Annotated in this window: 10 protein-coding genes and 1 riboswitch; of the genes, 9 read left to right on the top strand and 1 reads right to left on the bottom strand. The window is 46.8% G+C overall.

Annotated features, from left to right (window positions below; all coding sequences use genetic code 11):
• The first annotated feature begins 2 nt into the window (after window positions 1–2).
• From PBN151_RS02765 to PBN151_RS02755, 3 genes are all read left to right on the top strand, one after another.
• Window positions 3–1,586, top strand: a complete 1,584-nt coding sequence (locus tag PBN151_RS02765) for a response regulator transcription factor (RefSeq protein ID WP_072727549.1) — start codon at window positions 3–5, stop codon at window positions 1,584–1,586.
• Between the two features lie 170 nt (window positions 1,587–1,756).
• Window positions 1,757–2,863 (top strand): hypothetical protein, encoded by a 1,107-nt coding sequence (locus PBN151_RS02760; protein ID WP_072727548.1) that lies wholly within the window; start codon window positions 1,757–1,759, stop codon window positions 2,861–2,863.
• A 288-nt stretch (window positions 2,864–3,151) separates the two neighbouring features.
• On the top strand, window positions 3,152–4,060 hold the full coding sequence (locus PBN151_RS02755; protein ID WP_227774314.1) for a YdcF family protein: 909 nt from the start codon (window positions 3,152–3,154) through the stop codon (window positions 4,058–4,060).
• A gap of 108 nt (window positions 4,061–4,168) precedes the next feature.
• Here the strand turns inward: PBN151_RS02755 and PBN151_RS02750 are convergent, their stop codons facing one another.
• Window positions 4,169–5,218: a 2,3-butanediol dehydrogenase gene (locus tag PBN151_RS02750; RefSeq protein WP_072727546.1), complete on the bottom strand. Its 1,050-nt coding sequence runs from the start codon at window positions 5,216–5,218 to the stop codon at window positions 4,169–4,171.
• A 235-nt stretch (window positions 5,219–5,453) separates the two neighbouring features.
• On the opposite strand from PBN151_RS02750, the gene PBN151_RS02745 reads away from it, so the two are divergent.
• The 6 genes from PBN151_RS02745 (at window position 5,454) to PBN151_RS02720 (ending at window position 18,888) form a co-directional block, all read left to right on the top strand.
• Window positions 5,454–6,482, top strand: a complete 1,029-nt coding sequence (locus PBN151_RS02745) for a LacI family DNA-binding transcriptional regulator (protein WP_072727545.1) — start codon at window positions 5,454–5,456, stop codon at window positions 6,480–6,482.
• 24 nt (window positions 6,483–6,506) lie between these two features.
• Window positions 6,507–6,713: a CatA-like O-acetyltransferase gene (locus PBN151_RS02740; RefSeq protein WP_072727544.1), complete on the top strand. Its 207-nt coding sequence runs from the start codon at window positions 6,507–6,509 to the stop codon at window positions 6,711–6,713.
• Between the two features lie 222 nt (window positions 6,714–6,935).
• Window positions 6,936–10,028: a stalk domain-containing protein gene (locus PBN151_RS02735; protein ID WP_072727543.1), complete on the top strand. Its 3,093-nt coding sequence runs from the start codon at window positions 6,936–6,938 to the stop codon at window positions 10,026–10,028.
• 606 nt (window positions 10,029–10,634) lie between these two features.
• Window positions 10,635–10,721, top strand: a riboswitch (cyclic di-GMP riboswitch).
• Between the two features lie 146 nt (window positions 10,722–10,867).
• A complete protein-coding gene (locus PBN151_RS02730; RefSeq protein WP_227774312.1) occupies window positions 10,868–11,560 on the top strand; it encodes a 4'-phosphopantetheinyl transferase family protein in 693 nt (230 codons plus the stop codon).
• Entirely contained in the window at window positions 11,551–18,285 is a 6,735-nt protein-coding gene (locus tag PBN151_RS02725; RefSeq protein WP_227774352.1) for a non-ribosomal peptide synthetase, read from the top strand. The genes PBN151_RS02730 and PBN151_RS02725 overlap by 10 nt, the downstream gene beginning before the upstream one ends.
• Window positions 18,286–18,528: 243 nt before the next feature.
• A complete protein-coding gene (locus tag PBN151_RS02720; RefSeq protein ID WP_072727540.1) occupies window positions 18,529–18,888 on the top strand; it encodes a protein kinase in 360 nt (119 codons plus the stop codon).
• Window positions 18,889–18,926: the final 38 nt, after the last annotated feature.

The raw sequence follows: 18,926 nt of genomic DNA, 5'->3' as shown, positions 1-18,926 counted from the left end.
GCTTGAATCTTCTTATTGTAGAAGATGAAATTAGATTTTTGCAAAATCTGCTTCACATGCCCTGGGAAGAACACGATATCGAAGTAGTAGGGTCGGCGAATAACGGTGCTGAAGCTCTCGCTCAGATACAAATGAAGCAGCCCGATATTATTTTAATGGATATTCAAATGCCCGAAATGGACGGTCTTTCCTTGGCGAGTCAAGTGGCTCGGGCTTATTCGAACACGAAAATCATCATTTTAAGCGGTCATGACAATTTTTCCTATGCGCAGACGGCGGTGGAGCTTGGCGTATACAAGTATTTGCTCAAGCCTGCTGCTGAAATGGACATTCTCCAGGCTGTAACGGACGCAGCCCGATGCATTCAAGCAGAGTTGATGGAGCGAACGCGTCAACTAATGATGCAGGAGCAATGGACGCAGTACCTCCCCGTCCTGCATCAGCATACGATTCGTAATCTAGCATATGGGCGGTATCAGATAGAAGAGCTGGAAGCTTCCTGTGTTTCATTAGGGCTTCATATAGACATGGAATCTCGTTATGCGGTAATCGTTCTGGACGTGGACGAATATGTCTGTTCCAGCAATGAAGATGGCATGACCCTGGATAATCTCGTGCATGTTATTCGAGATATACTGCCGACTCCTGATTTTTATGTATGCACGGAAGAGGATAAAACCATTATTGTGATAGGGAATACGGGAGCGCTGGAACATACTCCACAGCAGATGCTCGGGATTCACGTGGCGATGGAGAAGCTGATTCGCAACATCAAGCAATGTCTTGGCATTGTCGTAAGCGCGGGAATTAGTGGAGGAAGCGGAAAGATAGACGAACTGCTGCCATTATATATTCAAGCCAAAAAGGCGCTGCAAAATCGGGTCGTTTATGGAACAGGAATCGCAATTCCATATGATGAGCCGCTCCAAGCTGAGTTCAATAATCGTCCGGATTACGAGCACGAGGACAAGCAGCTAGAGATGGCATTGGAGACGATGGATCAAGAACTTGCCATGCGAATGATTTCGAACATGTGCGAGGCGGCGAAGAACAACTCTGCTTCGTATGAAATCATGATGGAGCAGTTAATGTACATCGTTGGCGTGTTGACGCTCTTTATCCGCAAACGCGGATGGTCTGTACAGGATGTGACAGGAGCGGATTTCGATTTTCTCTCGAATGTACAATCACTTACGACGCCAGAGCATATGTACGATGTATTGCATCGTGCTGTAAGAAGCATAATCACATATGCAGAGAGCCATGACAGGAAGGTTACCCATACCACTGTTCAAGCGATTATCGAGCTGCTTGAGGCGGAACAGGATCAGGAATTTACCTTGCATACGATCGCTGATCGTTTTTATGTGAACGCCTCCTATTTAAGTCGCTTATTCAAGCAAGAAATAGGAATGTCATTTACCTCATATGTTCTGGAACGCAAGATGGAACGGGCGAGGACGGCGTTGATGAATGGGGCGAGAGTGTATGATGCTGCCGCCATGATCGGATATCGAGACGTCAGCTACTTTACTAAAATATTCCGTAAATACTGGGGCGTAACGCCAAGCAGTGTAAAGAAATAAATTATTACTCTAGTGAATAGGCTGAATGTCATTTTTCAACCGAATATTGTCATCATTGTCTAGTTCCAGAGTCTCGTAACTCCTTGTATGCTTCTGTAGAAACAATTAAATGGTTCATAAAGGGGATTAAGTGAATTGTTGTGAAACTACTAAACGAAGGAGTCGATGATATGAACACGAAGCCAGCAAAGAAAAGAAAGGCTTGGTTTGCAGGGGTGCTGACGATTACGTTTGCCTTAAGTTTATTCGTCAATTTGTTCTCGACACCAGTGATTAGAGCGGCAAAAGATGTTGAAGAGAATGAAATGGATAGCATTGCGATGGCTCGAAGTGACCTGTCAGAAAGAAATATGGTGTTTTTATACAGCGGTCATTTTGGAGACGGTCAACGGTACATTCCATATGAATCGGCAGAGCTTGAACGTTTGGATACGGTGAGGCAATTTGTTATTGCGATAGATAATAAGACAAACAAAATTGACAATTATAAAGAGAGAAATATGATTGATGATATAAATGAAACGGTTCAGACAATCGTGGACACGAACAGCGAATATAAAGTGCTTGTTTCTCTGCCAGCACACGATGTCTCGAGCAAGTTAAATGTTGATCAGTTATTCGATGAATATGTAAGCTATATAAAGGAGTTAAAACGAAAGCTTGGTCCAAATTGGGACTCGGTAACGGGATTTTATTATCCAAACGAAGCCATATACTTCTACGGGACTCAAAATTACAGCTACTCGCAACTTGAAAATCAATCGCAAATTCAGTTGTTGGAAAAACTTTCGGAGTATATAAAGAACAGTGACGACGTAGACGGAGCTACTTCTTTTGCATGGGCTCCATATTATGGATTTGGCCCTCATAGGGAAAAAATAGTGGAAACAATTGCATACATCGTGGACGAGACAATGATCTTTGATGATGTGTATATTCAACCCCACTATTATTTTGACAAAGACTACAAAATAAATTTGCAGCCGATTTACGATAGCGTAAGAGAAGGAAGAGTATATGGGGACGGCGGTAGACTGATTGCTAAGAACCATTTAGATAAAACGAAAATCGGAATTCAAATGGAGATTGATTCAGGGTATTTTACCGATACAGGGAAAAGAGAAAGGTATGACCAGACAGTTGATAAGTTCAAGGAACTTCTAGGCGAAAAAGGGCGATTCAGCTTTTACATGGGATCTAAAGGCTTAATAAATCGATTTAATATTCCATACTTCAAAGAAATACTAGATAAAGTAAACGAATTCTATACAAAATGAGTTTATGCAAGCCGATTCCTCTATTGTGAAGGAATTGGCTTGTTTTATTTTTGGCCGGAGGATTGTTTGGGACTACCTGCATCCTATCGTTGGCAAAGCCATGAATGTCTCATCGTGATCCATTTCAATAATGAACGGGGGAAAAGGGTTGCAAAAAGGAATGAATTGCTTACAATAGTAAGGTTGGAAAGGGAGTGTATGATGAGCTTTTTTAGTTTGATTCTATTTGGGCTTTTTGTTTTTTTATTTATCAGGGAAAAAAGACGGATCAGTCTTTCATTCCTGTTCATGGCGGCTGTAGCAAATTTATTCTTGGATGTGGTGGCCTTTTCTAACCAGATTCCGTGGGTGAACTTAATTATAGCCGCGGTTATCCTTGCCTCTATTCCTTTGAGCGTACTGTTTGTGAGTATATATTTGCTGCTTAACGGACGAATTATGCTGAAGAAGGAAAGCAAGAAGCTTGCGAATATGTTGTCATTATTATTAAGTCTCCTGATCTTTGCGATGATCGGCATGTTTTTCTACATTTTCTTTATTTCGTATAATGATAAATTTGCTGTTTTTTATCTCGGGACGCTGCTCATCTTCATGTACTTTTCCTTTGTATTCGTCAGCTTTCTGGCGTATGCGATCTTCTATCATTACTGGAAAATATGGTACAAGCCCGATTTCATCATCGCGCTTGGCTCTGGTCTAATCGGAGGGGAACGAGTCCCGCCGCTTCTAGCGTCACGTTTGGATAAAAGCATTGAACAATATATGAAGTATCATCAAGTGCCTAAAATTATCGTGTCGGGCGGCCAAGGGCCGGATGAATTGCTTAGTGAAGCAGAGGCAATGAAGAAATATATCGTGGCGAAGGGAGTTCCAGAGCAGGACGTGCTTATGGAGGACAAATCTCGCAACACGATGCAAAATATGCTGTTCTCGAAGGCCATTATGGACGAGATGAAACCCAATCATAAAAGCATCTTCGTCACGAACAACTATCATGTATTTCGGGCAAGCATTTATGCGCGGCTCGCGGGATTGAAGAAGTGTGAGGGTGTTGGCGCGAAGACAGCAAGATATTACATGCCAAGTGCGTTCATCCGCGAGTATATCGGTATCATTATGATGTACAGATGGTGGCATCTTGCAGTGGTATCAATGATCGTATGTTTTACCGTCTTGCTGTTGAGAACGGCATTATGATGGAGAAAAGATCGAGCAAGGGGGAGCTGATTAACCCCTGACTCGATCTTTTGTTTTATTTCAGTATGACTTTGAAGCACCCTAAGGCTTCGTGTTTTTGTTTACGGATTATTGCGGCTTCACCATAATCTTTACTTGGTTTTTCTCTTTCAAGAGCGCCTCGAAGCCATGATCAACGACTTCATCCAATTGGATGCGCTTCGTTACCAGCTTCTCTGCTGGGAAGTAGCCTTGCTCCATCAATTTGATAACCGCAGGGAATACGTTGCGGTAACCGATGATGCCTTTCATTGTGCGTTCCTTCGTTACAATTGCATTCGGTTTAATAGTAGCTTCTCGCTCGAAAATGCTGACGATCATCACTTCACCGCCGAGCTTGGCTGCATCAATGGCATTGTTCAGTACAGCAGGAACTCCCGTTACTTCATAAGCGACATCCACGCCGCCGCCTGTCCGTTCGCGAAGCTCATTCACGACATTGACTTGCGAAGGATCAAGTACAATGGCTCCGAGTTCTGCTGCTTTTTGCTTACGCTGCTCGGACAGTTCAATTGCATAGATCTCCGATGCGCCGGCAGCCTTTAATGCTTCGATAACAAGCAGTCCAATTGGGCCTGTACCGAATACGGCTGCTCGATCCCCAACTTGAAGCTTGCTTTGTCGAACTGCATAGAGAGCTACTGCGGAAGGTTCAACAAGCGCTCCTTGCTCGTAAGAAACGCTGTCTGGAATCTTATGCACCATGTGTTCGTCTGCTGCTACATATTCGGAGAAGCCTCCACCGCCGCCAGCGAGACCAAGGAATCCCATCTTGTCGCAGAGGTTATACAAGCCTTGTTTGCAGGCTTCACATTCACCGCATGCGAAGATCGGCTCTACAACAACGCGATCGCCCTTCTGGAATTTGGTTACACCTTCTCCGATCTCGACGATCTGTCCAGAGAATTCATGTCCCATAACGATTGGAGCTTTCTCTCCAGTTAGAGGATGGGGAGTGCTGTCTGAAATGAAGATCGGTCCTGCCGTATATTCATGCAAGTCGCTGCCGCAGATGCCGCAGCATTCAACTTTAATTTTTACTTTACCTTTACCGACTGCTGGTTCTGCAATGTTCTCCACGCGCAAATCTTTGACGCCATGCCATCTTAATGCTTTCATGTGCTCATCTCCCCAGAAGTATAGAAATGAAATACTGTATGAAATGGAAACGGGAAAATATTTTCGGAAACGTTTCCGATATTAAATATGTCACACTATTAGCGTGATGTCAATCACAGTCTTCTATTGTAGGAAGATCAGGTGAATAATATGAATGCAGATGGTATGATACAGAAATAAGGCTTGGTTGGAATGGTGGAAGCAATTCCACTTGTAACGAGAGGAAGATGTACCATTGGTTCAGAGAAAAGTCACAATCGAGGACGTTGCACAGCGTGCAGGGGTCGGATTGGCCACCGTATCGCGTGCAATCAATGACGCAGATGGCATTAGTCCGAAGACGAAGGCCAAGGTGATGCAGGCGATTGAAGAGCTGGGCTTCGTACCGAACTCCTTCGCGCGCAGCCTTAAGGTACGGCAGACGAAGCAAATTGCGCTAGCCGTTCCCGATATTCGGAATGCCTTCGTTCCGGAGATTGCCTATTCCGTCGAGCAGGCGGCCAAAAATTACGACTACCGTGTCGTGCAGATCAATACATTAGGGAATGCACGAGCAGAGCTAGAAATACTTAGGGAAGTGAAGAAGCTTCATGTAGACGGTCTGATTGTCCTGCCGCTAGCTTACCCTGCAACGCTGCCTGACTTGATTAATAAATCGAGCATTCCGATCTCCGTTATTAACTATGGGAAGAAGCTCGGTGACGATGTGAAGGCGGATATCGTCAGTCTATCTACGCAAGAGGGCAAACTTGTCATGGAGCATTTCATGAACATAGGCCGCACGCGGATTGCGTACGCAGGTGCGCCGAAGCATATCATTGAGGAGCGTTTCTTTGCCTACGAGGATGCCCTCCCGCAAGTAGACAGCTCTCTGGTCTATCTCGGAGATGATTTCTCGATGCAAACGGGATTGAAGGCAGCCGATTATTTCGCAGGTCTAACGAAAATGCCGGATGCGATCTATGCGGGCAATGACATGATTGCGATGGGACTGCTGAACCGATTCAAGGAATTGGGGATCCGCGTGCCCGAAGACATTGCGATTGTTGGCATTGATAATATTTTGTGGGGAACAATTACGACGCCGCGGCTTAGCTCTGTGTCGATCATGGGAGCAGAGGTTGCCAGAGTAGCGACCGAACTGCTGCTTAATCGGATCATCGAACAGAAGCGCGGTGTATATGAACGAGTGCAGTTTGAGCCTCGTCTCATTGTTAGGGATTCTAGTGTGGCGATGACGCGCAGCTCGCAGCAGTTGGACTGATCTATATCTTGATGTACATTCAATTTGAATGTGTTCAATGAGGGAACGTATTTGCCGATCATCACATTTGGACAGTATTTCGGGCAAACGGGTCGAGTCCTGCTGCCCGTATCCTTGCAGCTGCATCATGCGGTGTGCGGCGGGTATCATGCAGGCTTATTAGTTGGCGAGCTGCAGCGATTGGCTGATTATAGCAAGGAATGGATAAATGATCCGAAGGAATACACATGATTGAGCAAAGTAATGAAGCCGTTGGAAAGAAGGCCATAATTAGCCGTTGTTCCAACGGCTTTTTTCATTGATGTGGAATCGGTAAATGATGATCTGACACAATTTTGTCACAATCCAATAAATTTTATAAAGGAGTATGAAACATTTTCCTCATTTGATGCATCTAAGTTGAAGGTGGTAATTTTATACTTGGATATGAATGCAACTTAGGAGGATGAAAAAGTGAAGAAACTAGTATCAGGTTTTGTTGCTGCGGCACTTGGCTTTACGGTGGTAACGCCCACAGCTGTGCAAGCAGCGCCTGCAACTTACACCGTATATGTGAACGGAAGCAAAATTAGTACCGATCAGCCACCGGTATACACGCAGGGTCGTGTGTTGTTGCCGATGGCAGTTATTTTCCAGTCGCTTGGCGCCAGTGTAAGCTACGATTACAAAACGAAGAAGGTATCAGCTTACAAAGGGAGCACCTCAGTAATTCTGAAACTAGGCTCCTCAGCGGCAACGGTCAATGGCAAAACTGTCTATATGGATGTTCCAGCCAATACAATGCAGGGCAGAACGATGGTTCCGGTACGCTTCGTTAGTGAATCGTTGGGCGCAACAATTAACTATGATAATAATGCAAAAGTCGTGCGTGTGACTTCAGGCAACACACCAACATATCCGGATCGTCCGACATATCCAGATGAGCCCGACTACTCCGGCGATCTTAGAGGCGTCAATTATGTGACAACACAGATCTCAGGCCAATCCGGAGATGCAAGCGATATTCGTGTCAGCTTCTCCAAGGAACAGTATGAAAATAACCTTGATCAATATCGCGTCATGATTGTTAAAGCGTCGAACTCCTTTAATTTGAACAAGGCTCGTTCGGTATCTTCCAACAATTATACCGTAGTGAACAAGAGCGGTGACGATCCTGTAGTCAGATTGGATTCCCGAGCACGTGACGTAGATGGAGACTACATCCGTACGAATGTGAAGTATGAAGCTTATGTATTGTCAGTGGGCAGAACGAGCAACCAACAGGTGCTCTCGAACCCATCTTCAACCTTTACGTTAGGCGACAACGCGGTTGCAGCGGCAACGAATGTGCAAGTGCGCAATGTGGCGAATTATAACGACGGCCGTGATATGCAGGTCAGCTTCTCCCGTCCTTCTAACGACAGCCCAATTCAAAATTATCGGATTATGGTCGTCAAAACGAAGGATGCATCTCGTTTCGATGCTTATGAAGCAGACCGCGTATCCAGCAATAATTATACGACCGTACCGAAGTCCAGCAACTCGACGTTGACGACAACCTTGAGTTCGACAACTAGAGATACAGCGGGTGACTTAATTCGCAATGGCGTACCTTATACCGTATTTGTCGTAGCTGTCAGCAATACGAGCTCGTATGCTAATAAGCTATCCTCCAGCTCATCTTCGATCACGCTTGGACAATCAGCTGGTGTTCCAGTGATTACGAAGGTTAGCCAAGTGGGCAATTATGGAGATGGACGCGATATTCAGATCAGCTTTAATCGCTCCTCCGATGAATCGCGCGTAAGCTACTACCGGATTTTTGCAGTGAAATATTCGGATGCTTATCGCTTTGATTTGACTGAAGCAAACCGGGTTTCATCTAGCAATTATTATGATGTCTCGAAGAATGGCTATAGCATTACTTCAACATTGCCATCTAATATGCGTGATGTGAATGGCTCACTAATCCGCAGAGGGGAAACGTACCGTCTGTTCGTCATGTCAGTTTCGAATAGCAACTCTGATTACAATGCATTGTCGGGCGCATCTGATTCCATCAATATTTCGAATAACTCAACGGTGTACAGTGCTTCCAATGTAAGAGTAAGCGATGTCGGAGATTATAATGACGGCCGCGATATGATGGTTACCTTCAACCGGGCATCGGACGAATCGAATATTAGCCAGTATCGAATAATGGTTGTGAAGACGAGCAGATCGTACCGCTTTGATATATCCGAAGCGAACAACGTATCCAGCTACAATTATACGTCGATGAACCCGAATGGCAGAGACGTTAGCCTCAAGCTGAGCTCTACTGCGAGAGACGTAGATGGGGACCTAATCCGTAACGGAACCAGCTACCAAGTATATGTGCTTTCTGTTGGACGCGGTAGTTATGTGAATTCCCTGTCCAGCTCCTCAGATACGATTACGTTGTCTAACAATTCGACGGTGTACCCTGCAACGAACGTATCGGCAAGCAGTTTGGGTGGAAACTACAATGATGGACGGAACCTGAGTGTAACATTCAACCGTGCTGCAGATGAATCGAACGTGAACCATTATCGCGTCATGGTTGTGAAGTCTTCCAATGCAAGCCGTTTTAATCTAACAGAGGCCAATCGAGTTAACAATTGGAACTCATCTGTCGTGTATCGGAGTGGCAGCAGCTTGTCGTATGTATTCGATGCGGATGCAAGAGATGTAGATGGAGCACCGATTCGCAACGGCAACAGCTACCGGGTATTTGTTCTGTCTGTAAGCTCCAATAGTCAAGCGAACAATGCGTTGTCTGCTCCATCTCCAGAGGTGACGCTTAAAGGCAATGCCTCGGTTGATGTCGTGACGAATGTAGAAGCGAAGATTATTGGCAAAAACGGTAATGCCAGCGACATTGAAGTAGGCTTTAATGCACCATCCAGTAATTCGTACGTAAATGAATACCGTATTATGGTTGTCCGCGCAGATCAGTCCTATGCATTCGACGCATATAGTGCGGGACAGGTGAGATCATCCAGCTACATTCGGGTTGGGAATCAGAGTGGCTATGTAAGACAATCGCTAACAAGCGGCTTGCGGGATGTTCAAGGCAACGACATTCAAAAAGGTGTTGCTTACCGGGTATTTGTGCTTACGGTAGCTGACAATAGAAGCGGCTCCTCAAATGCCTTGTCTTCGCCTTCTGGTGAATTTGCCTTGGTAGATCAATTCGTGCAGGCACCTACGAATGTGTTTTTGACAAGAGAAGGGGGGAATAACTTCAAGGCCTCCTTCTCGAAGCCAAGCAACGACAGCGGGATTGCCTATTATGCATTGATGGTCGTTCCTTCTAGCTCAGCGAACTCCTTCAACCTGGATCAGGCGAATCGTTTAAGAGGAGTAAGCGTAATTGGCGAAGAATCTAGAATGTTCTCGCTGTCAGATAATGATGCATATGGAAATCCAATTCGCAGCGGCGTTGCCTATAAAGTATTCGTTATGTCCGTAGCGGATGGGCGCAATGCAACAGTGAATGCACTGTCCACCGCATCCAATGAAATGACAGTTGGTGACGGATATTAATCCCCATGATGTGAAATAGAGAAGATAGATAGATAGATAGATAGATAGATAGATAGATAGATAGATAGATGGCATTCAATAAGAGCCTCGGAATGATTTCCGAGGCTTTTTATGTATCACCAAGAGTACAAGAGAGTTGTGTAATGAGTAAGAAATGACTTCAGTGCTGTCTATTAGGTAATTGGTAGGGGAGAGGGGGGGCTAAGCAGTAGTGGCTCTATAGGAAAATCGACAAATGTGTCGAGCAGTTGGAGGGGATTGCACGAATCTATGGGAGCAAGGATGGAGAGGATAGGGATGTTTTTGTCGGAAATAGGGTGAAACAACCTTGAAGATGACTATAAAATGACAAAAAATGATTTTTCGTGTCGAAAAATTGAAAAGTGTTATGAAAAAGTATTAATCTTTTCATTCGAGCAACCGATATAAAATATGGGTCTTGAGTTGGATAGGGGATGCGACCGTCCAACATGCTGATATGTAATATGTACTTTAGACCTATTCACGCGATACATGTCACAAGAACTAGTGCGTAACATTGCTATGACATTCTTGCCTGATAATCGATCTGCAACACGCAATGGATACATCAAGAAGAACAACATCAGGATTGAAAGGCAAACTCTTCGAAAGATGAGGACGCAAAGCCGCGGGCCTAACATCTTCACGGATTACGGCGGCCGGGTTGCCATTAATGTTGCGGTAACTACACAACGGTTATTCGGTGACAAGGCTATGCAGAATGGCCTTTTTTTTGCGCACAGAAGCTGGGGTAAATGATGGAAATTGTGTTGCTAAAATGGGACGAGTGTACTTCCTACGAAGACATAGATTCATTGATGGATCGATTTATCCCGTTCGTTACACCTGAAAAATACAAAAGGTTAGATAGACTTCGGAACCGTGAAGATCTTTATTGCACGGTTGCGGCTGACATATTGGCCCGCATGCTGCTATGTCGAACCTTGAAATGTTCGAATAACGAACTTGTTATTCACACTCATCCCTTCGGCAAGCCATATGTGGAGGGTGATCCAGTATTTTTCAACATCTCTCACGCCGGTGCGTTCATAGCAGTGGCATTGGATGAAGCGCCAATCGGGATTGATATAGAGCAAGCAGGAGAATGGAACATGGACGTGGCTAGGCTGATATGCTCGCCGCGTGAGTTGGAATTGCTTGCAAATACGAACGACAGTCGTGCGCGGCAGGAATTGTTTTTTTACATATGGACGGCTAAGGAAAGTGTTCTGAAGGCATTAGGAACAGGTCTCAGCCTGCCTCCTAGCACATTCGAGATTGTGCAGGAGACAGCTGTACCTATACAGGATAATCAATTATGGAATGTTGATCATAATTATGTAAAGCAATATGTCGTTCCTGTAACAGGCTATAGTATGACTGTGTGCGCACAGCATATGGAATTTGCCAAGCAAATAGAGTACATCACATGGGAGCAGTTGACTCATAGGTTTACGAAATGGGTTGGATCGTATAAAGGAGAGGACGAGAATTGGCTTTCATGGAATTAACAGTAGAACGATTGGCAGGCTATGACGTACATTCTATCGAGCTGCCTGAGGAGACAATGCGTCTTCTGAAGAAGCATTCGGCCGAGCATTCGGTCAAGTTGGAATCCGTCATGTTCAGTGCGTGGGCAACGCTGTTGTCCCGGTTCTACAACTCGCAGCAAGTAACTCTTCATGCCGTTCAAGCGGGACACGGCAATGCAAACCATACCGTAGTCAGTCAGGATGACGTAACCTTGCAAGGAATTATGAGCATTCATAACAGCTTGTCGGCTTGCGCAGAAGGACGTAACCTGACTTGCTCTGAAATAGCTTCTGACAGTGATGTGGCAACGTATTGCTGGTACGGAGAAGATGTTCGGCCCGTGCTTCCAGAGGGAGAGCAGGTATGTGACCTGCACGGCTGCATTCAGCATGCTGCTGGAACGGGCGCATTACCGATGTTCACAATGTATTACAAGGAAAATCAGTTCCAGTTATCGACAGTAGAAAAGCTGGGTGAGTACTTCTTGCAGCTGCTGGATGAAGCTGTGAAGCATCCTCAGAAGCGTATTGGCGAGCTGGAAATGCTGACAGAGCAGGACAAGCGCCAGTTAATTGAGGGGATGAATCAGACGCGAGCTGAATATCCTCATACATTCACGGTTCAGGCGCTGTTCGAGGAACAGGCTCAGCTGCATCCGGATCGAGTAGCTGTTATCGAAGATGATCGCGAGTTGACCTATTGCGAGTTGAATGCTCGTGCGAATCAATTGGCGCGCAGGCTGCGGAAGCTTGGCATCAATCGGGAACAGTCTGTTGGTATTATGGCAGAGCGAAGTGCAGAGATGGTTGTCGGTATCTTAGCGATTCTCAAGGCGGGAGGAGCTTATGTTCCACTTGATCCCGATCACCCTCAGGATCGCATTCAATATGTCCTGGAAGACAGTCGTACGAAGCTGGTACTGACTAGCAGATCGTCAGATATAGATTTGCCGAATACCATCGAGCAGGTTCATATGGATGACCCGAGCCTTGCTGATGAATCTAGCGATAATCTGGTATCTGTGAATCAGCCAGAAGATCTTATATATATCATTTACACGTCCGGTTCGACAGGAAGACCTAAGGGCGTCATGGTTACTCATCGCAATGTCATTCGCCTAGTAAAGCGCACGAATTATGTGAAGTTTGGCGAAGGCGACCGTATTTTGCAGACGGGATCGCTTGTCTTCGATGCCTCAACCTTTGAAATCTGGGGCTCCTTGTTGAATGGCTTAGGGCTCGTGCTCATCGATAAGACGACGATACTAGACGCTGAGCAGCTGGAGCAAGCGCTCATCCGCCATCAGGTAACGATTATGTTCTTGACGACGGCGCTGTTCATTCAATTGGTTGATCGCAATCCGCGCATATTTGCGCCGCTTCGCCAATTGCTCGTCGGTGGAGAGCTGATGTCGCCAAAGCACTTCTATCGAGCGGCTAAGGACTGTGCACCGATTGAGATTTCGAATATTTATGGTCCTACTGAAAATACAACCTTCTCTACTTCTTATCTGATGAAGGAAGAGGGAGACGGGACAATTCCTATCGGTACGCCAATTACGAACTCAACCGCTTATGTTGTCAATGATTACGGCATGCTGCAGCCGATTGGCGCTGTAGGAGAGCTGTGGGTCGGCGGTGAAGGCGTAGCACGCGGATACTTGAATAAGGATGAGATGACGCGTGAGAAGTTCGCGGATAGTCCATTCGTAGCTGGCGAACGAATCTATAAAACAGGTGACCTTGTGCGCATGCTGCCAGATGGCAACTTGGAATTCGTCGGACGCAAAGATCATCAAGTGAAGATTCGCGGCTATCGCATGGAGCTCGGTGAGATTGAAGCGCAGATTCATACGCACGAGCAAGTAACGGAAGCGCTGGTTGCAGCTTTTGAAGAGTCTCCTGGCCAGAAGGCCCTTTGTGCTTATATAGTAGCGGAAGAAGGCATGACAGCGAGTGCAATGCGCGAGTACTTGTCTTCGCATTTGCCTGAGTTCATGGTGCCGGCATACTTCATGTTCTTGGAGCGCATGCCGCTTACGATCAACGGCAAGATTGATCGGGCCAAGCTGCCTCAGCCGGAGAAGCAGGAGCGCATATCTACCGAATATCAAGCTCCAGTAACGGATACGGAGAAAAAGCTTGCGGCGATTTGGGAGGAACTGCTTGGCATCTCTCCAATTGGCACAGCGGATCACTTCTTCGAGATTGGCGGGCATTCGTTGAAGCTGGCACAGCTGCAAGCACGCATCGCAGCTGACTTCCATATCTCGTTGTCCTTCAAGGAATTGTTCTCGAATCCATATGTCGGCAAGCTTGCTGCAATTATCGACGAAGGAGCGCAAGAACAATACGAATCGATAACGCCAGCCGAGAAGAAGGCGCATTATCATCTCGCGCCAGCACAGACGCGTATGTTCGCGCTGCAACAGCGGGGCGGAGTTGGCATGGCCTACAACATTCCACTCGTGTACGAAGTGAATGGCCAATTGGATACCGGCCGCCTGAAGAAGGCTCTACACCAAATCGTAGAGCGCCATGAAGCATTCCGTACTTCATTCCATTGGGAAGAGGAACAGATCGTACAGAAGGTGCATGAGACAGTTGCATTCGATGTGCCGATTATAGAGGCCGAGGGCCGTACTGCTGCTGAACTGGCGAATGAATTCGTCCGTCCATTCCAGTTGGAGGAGCAATCGCTTCTACGTGCTGCGATTGCGAAAGTGGCAGCAGACAGCTACATACTGATGCTGGATATTCACCATATCGTCTTCGACGGAACCTCGCTCAGTGTGTTTGCTGAAGAACTGGCTGCACTCTATAAGGGCGAGGAGCTGGCTCCAATCAAGCTGCAATATAAGGACTATGCGGAATGGCAGTCCACGCGTGTACAAGATGAACAAGCACATGAACAGTATTGGCTGAGTGTGCTTGAAGGGGACATCCCACTGCTGGATCTTCCGTACGATTATATTCGTCCGAATGTGCAGTCATTTGAAGGCGATATGGTGCGTATAGCATTGTCTGCCAAGACGGTGGAAGGCTTGAAGCAACTGGCTCTCCGTCAAGGAACTACACTCTATATGGTGCTGTTGTCGGTATATAATGTGCTCTTGTCCAAATATGTGGACAAGGAGGATATGATTGTCGGCTGTGCGATTGCTGCTCGAACACATACTGATGTAGATCGAATGATGGGCATGTTCGTCAACACCTTGCCGATTCGCAGCTTCCCTGAGGGCGGCAAGGCCTTTGCTGCTTATTTGAATGAGATGAAGGATACGCTTCTGCTTGCCTATGAGCATCAGGATTACCCGCTCGACAGCCTGGTTGAACGCTTGCAGCTGAAGCGGGATGTAAGCCGCAATCCATTGTTCGATACCGTATTCGTCATGCAGAATATGGGGGATCTTTCGCTTCAAGCAGGAGATGCCAGCTTCACACAGCTGCCTTATCATAACGGCACATCGAAGTTCGACCTGACGCTGGAGGCAATCGAGCGTGAAGAGGAACTCGAATGCAACTTTGAATTCTGTTCGAAGCTGTTCAAACGGGCAACTGTTGAACGAATGGCAGGGCATTTCGAGCAGCTTGCTATGCAGGCGGCACAGCAGCCGTCATGCAGCATTGGAGAACTTGAACTGATTACGGATCGGGAACGGGAAGAAATCGTGCACCACTTCAATAATACGGTTGCCGACTATCCTCGCCATGCGACTGTACACAGTCTGTTCGAGGAACAGGTGCGTGTAACGCCTGATCGCGTTGCGCTTGTGTCTGGTGAACGTGAAATTACCTATGCGGAGCTGAATGCGGAGGCCAATCGTTTGGCGCATTATTTGCAGAAGCATGGGACGAAGGCTGAACAGCCGGTTGGTCTGTTCACAGAGCGCACACCAGAAATGATTATCGGTGTACTCGCAATCTTGAAGGCTGGCGGTGCTTACGTGCCGATCGATCCAGATTATCCGCAGGAACGGATTCAATATATGCTGGAGGACAGCCGTGTTAATATCGTACTCGCAAGCGACCATTTGGCTGAACGATTGCCTGAAGGACTGAGCAGCATCAGTTTCACGGATTCGGAACTAGCTGTACATTCAACGGAAAACATAGATGATCTCAATAATCCTGAGCATATCGCGTACTTAATGTACACATCGGGATCGACAGGGAAGCCGAAGGGAGTTATGGTCACCCATCGCAACGTGATTCGCCTTGTGAAGAATACGAATTTCGTATCATTCCAAGAGGATGATCGCATTTTGCAGACTGGTTCTCTCGTATTCGATGCTTCGACATTTGAAATATGGGGAGCCCTTCTGAACGGACTTCGACTTGTACTCGTTGACAAGCCGACAATTTTGGATGCTGAGCAGTTAGAACAAGCGATTATGCGGCATGGCATCACTATGATGTGGTTGACTTCACCGTTATTCACACAGCTAGTTGAGAAAAATGAGCGCTTATTCGAACCTGTGCGAACATTGCTCGTTGGCGGAGATGTATTGTCTCCGAAGCATATCTACCGGGTGCTTCATGCCTGTGCGCCAATTCAAATCGTGAACGGATATGGACCGACAGAGAATACGACCTTCTCCTGCTGCCACCATATTGCAGCGGAGCAGGACGGATCGATCCCAATCGGGGCGCCGATTGCGAACTCGACAGCCTATGTCGTGAACAACTATGGCAAGCTGCAGCCGATTGGCGTAGCGGGCGAGCTGTGGGTCGGTGGCGATGGCGTGGCGCGTGGTTACTTGAATCGCGAGGACTTGACGAACGAGAAGTTCATCGACAGTCCGTTCAAGGCTGGAGAGAAGCTGTATAAGACAGGCGACCTTGTTCGCTGGCTGCCGGACGGAACAGTTGAGTTCTTAGGACGCAAAGACCATCAAGTGAAAATTCGCGGATATCGCATGGAGCTTGGTGAAATTGAAGCGCAAATCCGAACTCATGAGCTCGTGAAGGAAACACTCGTTACCGATATTGAGGAATCGCCAGGACAAAAGGCGCTCTGTGCGTACATTGTAACGGAAGGTACGGTGACAGCTGCAGATATTCGTCAGCATCTGCTTGATCATTTGCCGGATTATATGATCCCGACTTACTATGCGTTCCTCGATCAGATGCCGCTGACAACGAACGGCAAGATCGATCGCGCGAAGCTCCCTGCGCCATCGAAGCAAGAGTGGACAGGAGCCGGTTATGTAGCGCCTGACAGTGAGACGGAGATGAAGCTTGCCGAGCTATGGCAGGAGCTGCTTGGCCTAACAACGGTCGGCGTGTGCGACAACTTCTTCGAGCTAGGCGGCCATTCCTTGAAGGCAATTACACTTGTTGCGCAGTTGAAGCAGGAATACGAGGTCGACGTCAGCGATGTATTCGCATATCCGACAATTCGAGAATTGGCATTGCGGATGAAGTATCGTCCGAACCATATGAAGGATAAGCTGGAGCGGATTCGTGCCATGTATGCAGAGGAAGTAGCGGTCGTGGAGGATAAGGCTGTAACGGAAGCTTGGAAGCAGTATCGCAGCCGCAACGAAGCTTATCACAATCGAGAGCTATCGCAGCAGTTGAACTATGCTAAGGTTCTCCTTACAGGTGCAACAGGATACTTGGGTGCTTACCTGCTTCGCGATCTTCTGCATTGCACTGACAGCAAGGTGGTTGCTATTGTTCGCGGGACATCTCCGGAGCAGGCTCGACACAGATTGTACGAGAAGCTGGCCTATTATTTCGGTGCAGCACTGACAGACACGCACGGACATCGAATCGAAGTCGTTAACGCGAACTTGAGTGACGAACATCTCGGACTCGCTGAACACGAATATGCTAAGCTGGCAGATGAAGTGGAATGCATCATCCATGCTGCGGCCAATGTGAAGCATTATGGCCACTATTCTGAATTCGTACTGAACAATGTTACGGCGACGGAGCGCTTGTTGGAATTGGCAGCAACCGGCACGAAGAAGGGATTCCACCACGTCTCTACAATGTCGGTCGGGATGGGAACGATTGAAGGCAAGGAAGCCGTTCTCTTCACGGAGGATGACTTGGACATCGGACAAGTGCATGACAACTATTATGTAAAGACGAAATTCCAAGCGGAGCAGTTGGTAGAACAGGCGCGTCTGCAGGGGCTGCATACGAACATTTACCGAGTTGGTAACATTGTATGTCACTCAGAGAGCGGTCAGTTCCAGGAGAATATCCAGGACAATGCGTTCTACAAGACGATGAAGTCCTTCATCCAATTGGGGGCCGTTCCTGATTCCGGTCAGGATACAGACTTATCCTTCGTAGATCAGGTGAGCCGTGCGATTATTACACTGCATGACAAGCCTGCCCTGCATGATGAGATCTACCATATCTATAATCCTCATCTGATCAGCATGTCCGAAATGCTGGCTGGGCGGAATGATGTTCAGGTTGCGAAGCTGCCAATGGAGAAGTTCCTATCCTATCTGTTCGAGCAGTATGAACAGGGGGCGAAGCTTGAGGCAGTCGAGAATGTGATGCTGCATAACGGGTGGATGGATGAAGGCGCTGCGCTGACAGCGTTCGAGCTAACTGCAGAACGGACGGTATCTACGCTTGCTGCATTAGGCTTTTCCTGGACTGTACCTGGTGAAGCTCAAGTCACGAATATGCTGCGACACGGGTTCGAAGTTGGCTTCCTAACTCTTACGAACAAGTAGGCCAGCAATTCTGAGCGATATTATGTGCAGGGGGGATGGCATCGAGAATGGCAGAAGAGGGTTGATTGCGGTTTATATGCAGCTCGAAGAGCGCCCTATCATAACTTGATAGGCATACGTCAATCAGCAAAAAGACCAAAAAGCATTGGCATGAAACGACATATTGGGTAATATTCAGTATGTGAAGTAGACAATCAGTAACACCATACTTATGAATTTATTACATCTAGGAGGAGATTTTCCATGTTCGAAACGAAATACGAAGCATCTAAAAACCGTGTGTATGTTAAGCTTGAAGGTATGATGACAATTGAAGAGGCCAAAGAATACGATCAAGCTGTTCGTCGTGAAGTTGATAAAGCGAAGGAAGGCTACACATTCTGCATCGATATGGCGAAGGCGCAACCAGCACCAGCTGATGTGAACGATTATTTGTCAGGATTGCGCGACTACATGGCAAACAAAAAAACAAAGGGATCTTCTATGATCGTAAGCTCCGCTCTGACGAAGCTGCAATTGTCTCGCTTGGTTAAAGATCTCGGCGGTGCATACGGCGTAGCTCAAAGCTACGAAGAAGCAGATCGCTACTTGGACAGCTTGTAGTCTTATAGTTCTTATCTTTTCATCTTATTGAAGGATAC

It is taken from the genome of Paenibacillus sp. NAIST15-1 (genome assembly GCF_001894745.1).
In the GTDB taxonomy this organism is placed as follows: Bacteria; Bacillota; Bacilli; order Paenibacillales; family Paenibacillaceae; genus Paenibacillus_B; species Paenibacillus_B suaedae.
The sequence above is the reverse complement of the archived record's forward strand: the minus strand, read 5'-3'. Positions and strand labels throughout refer to the sequence as shown.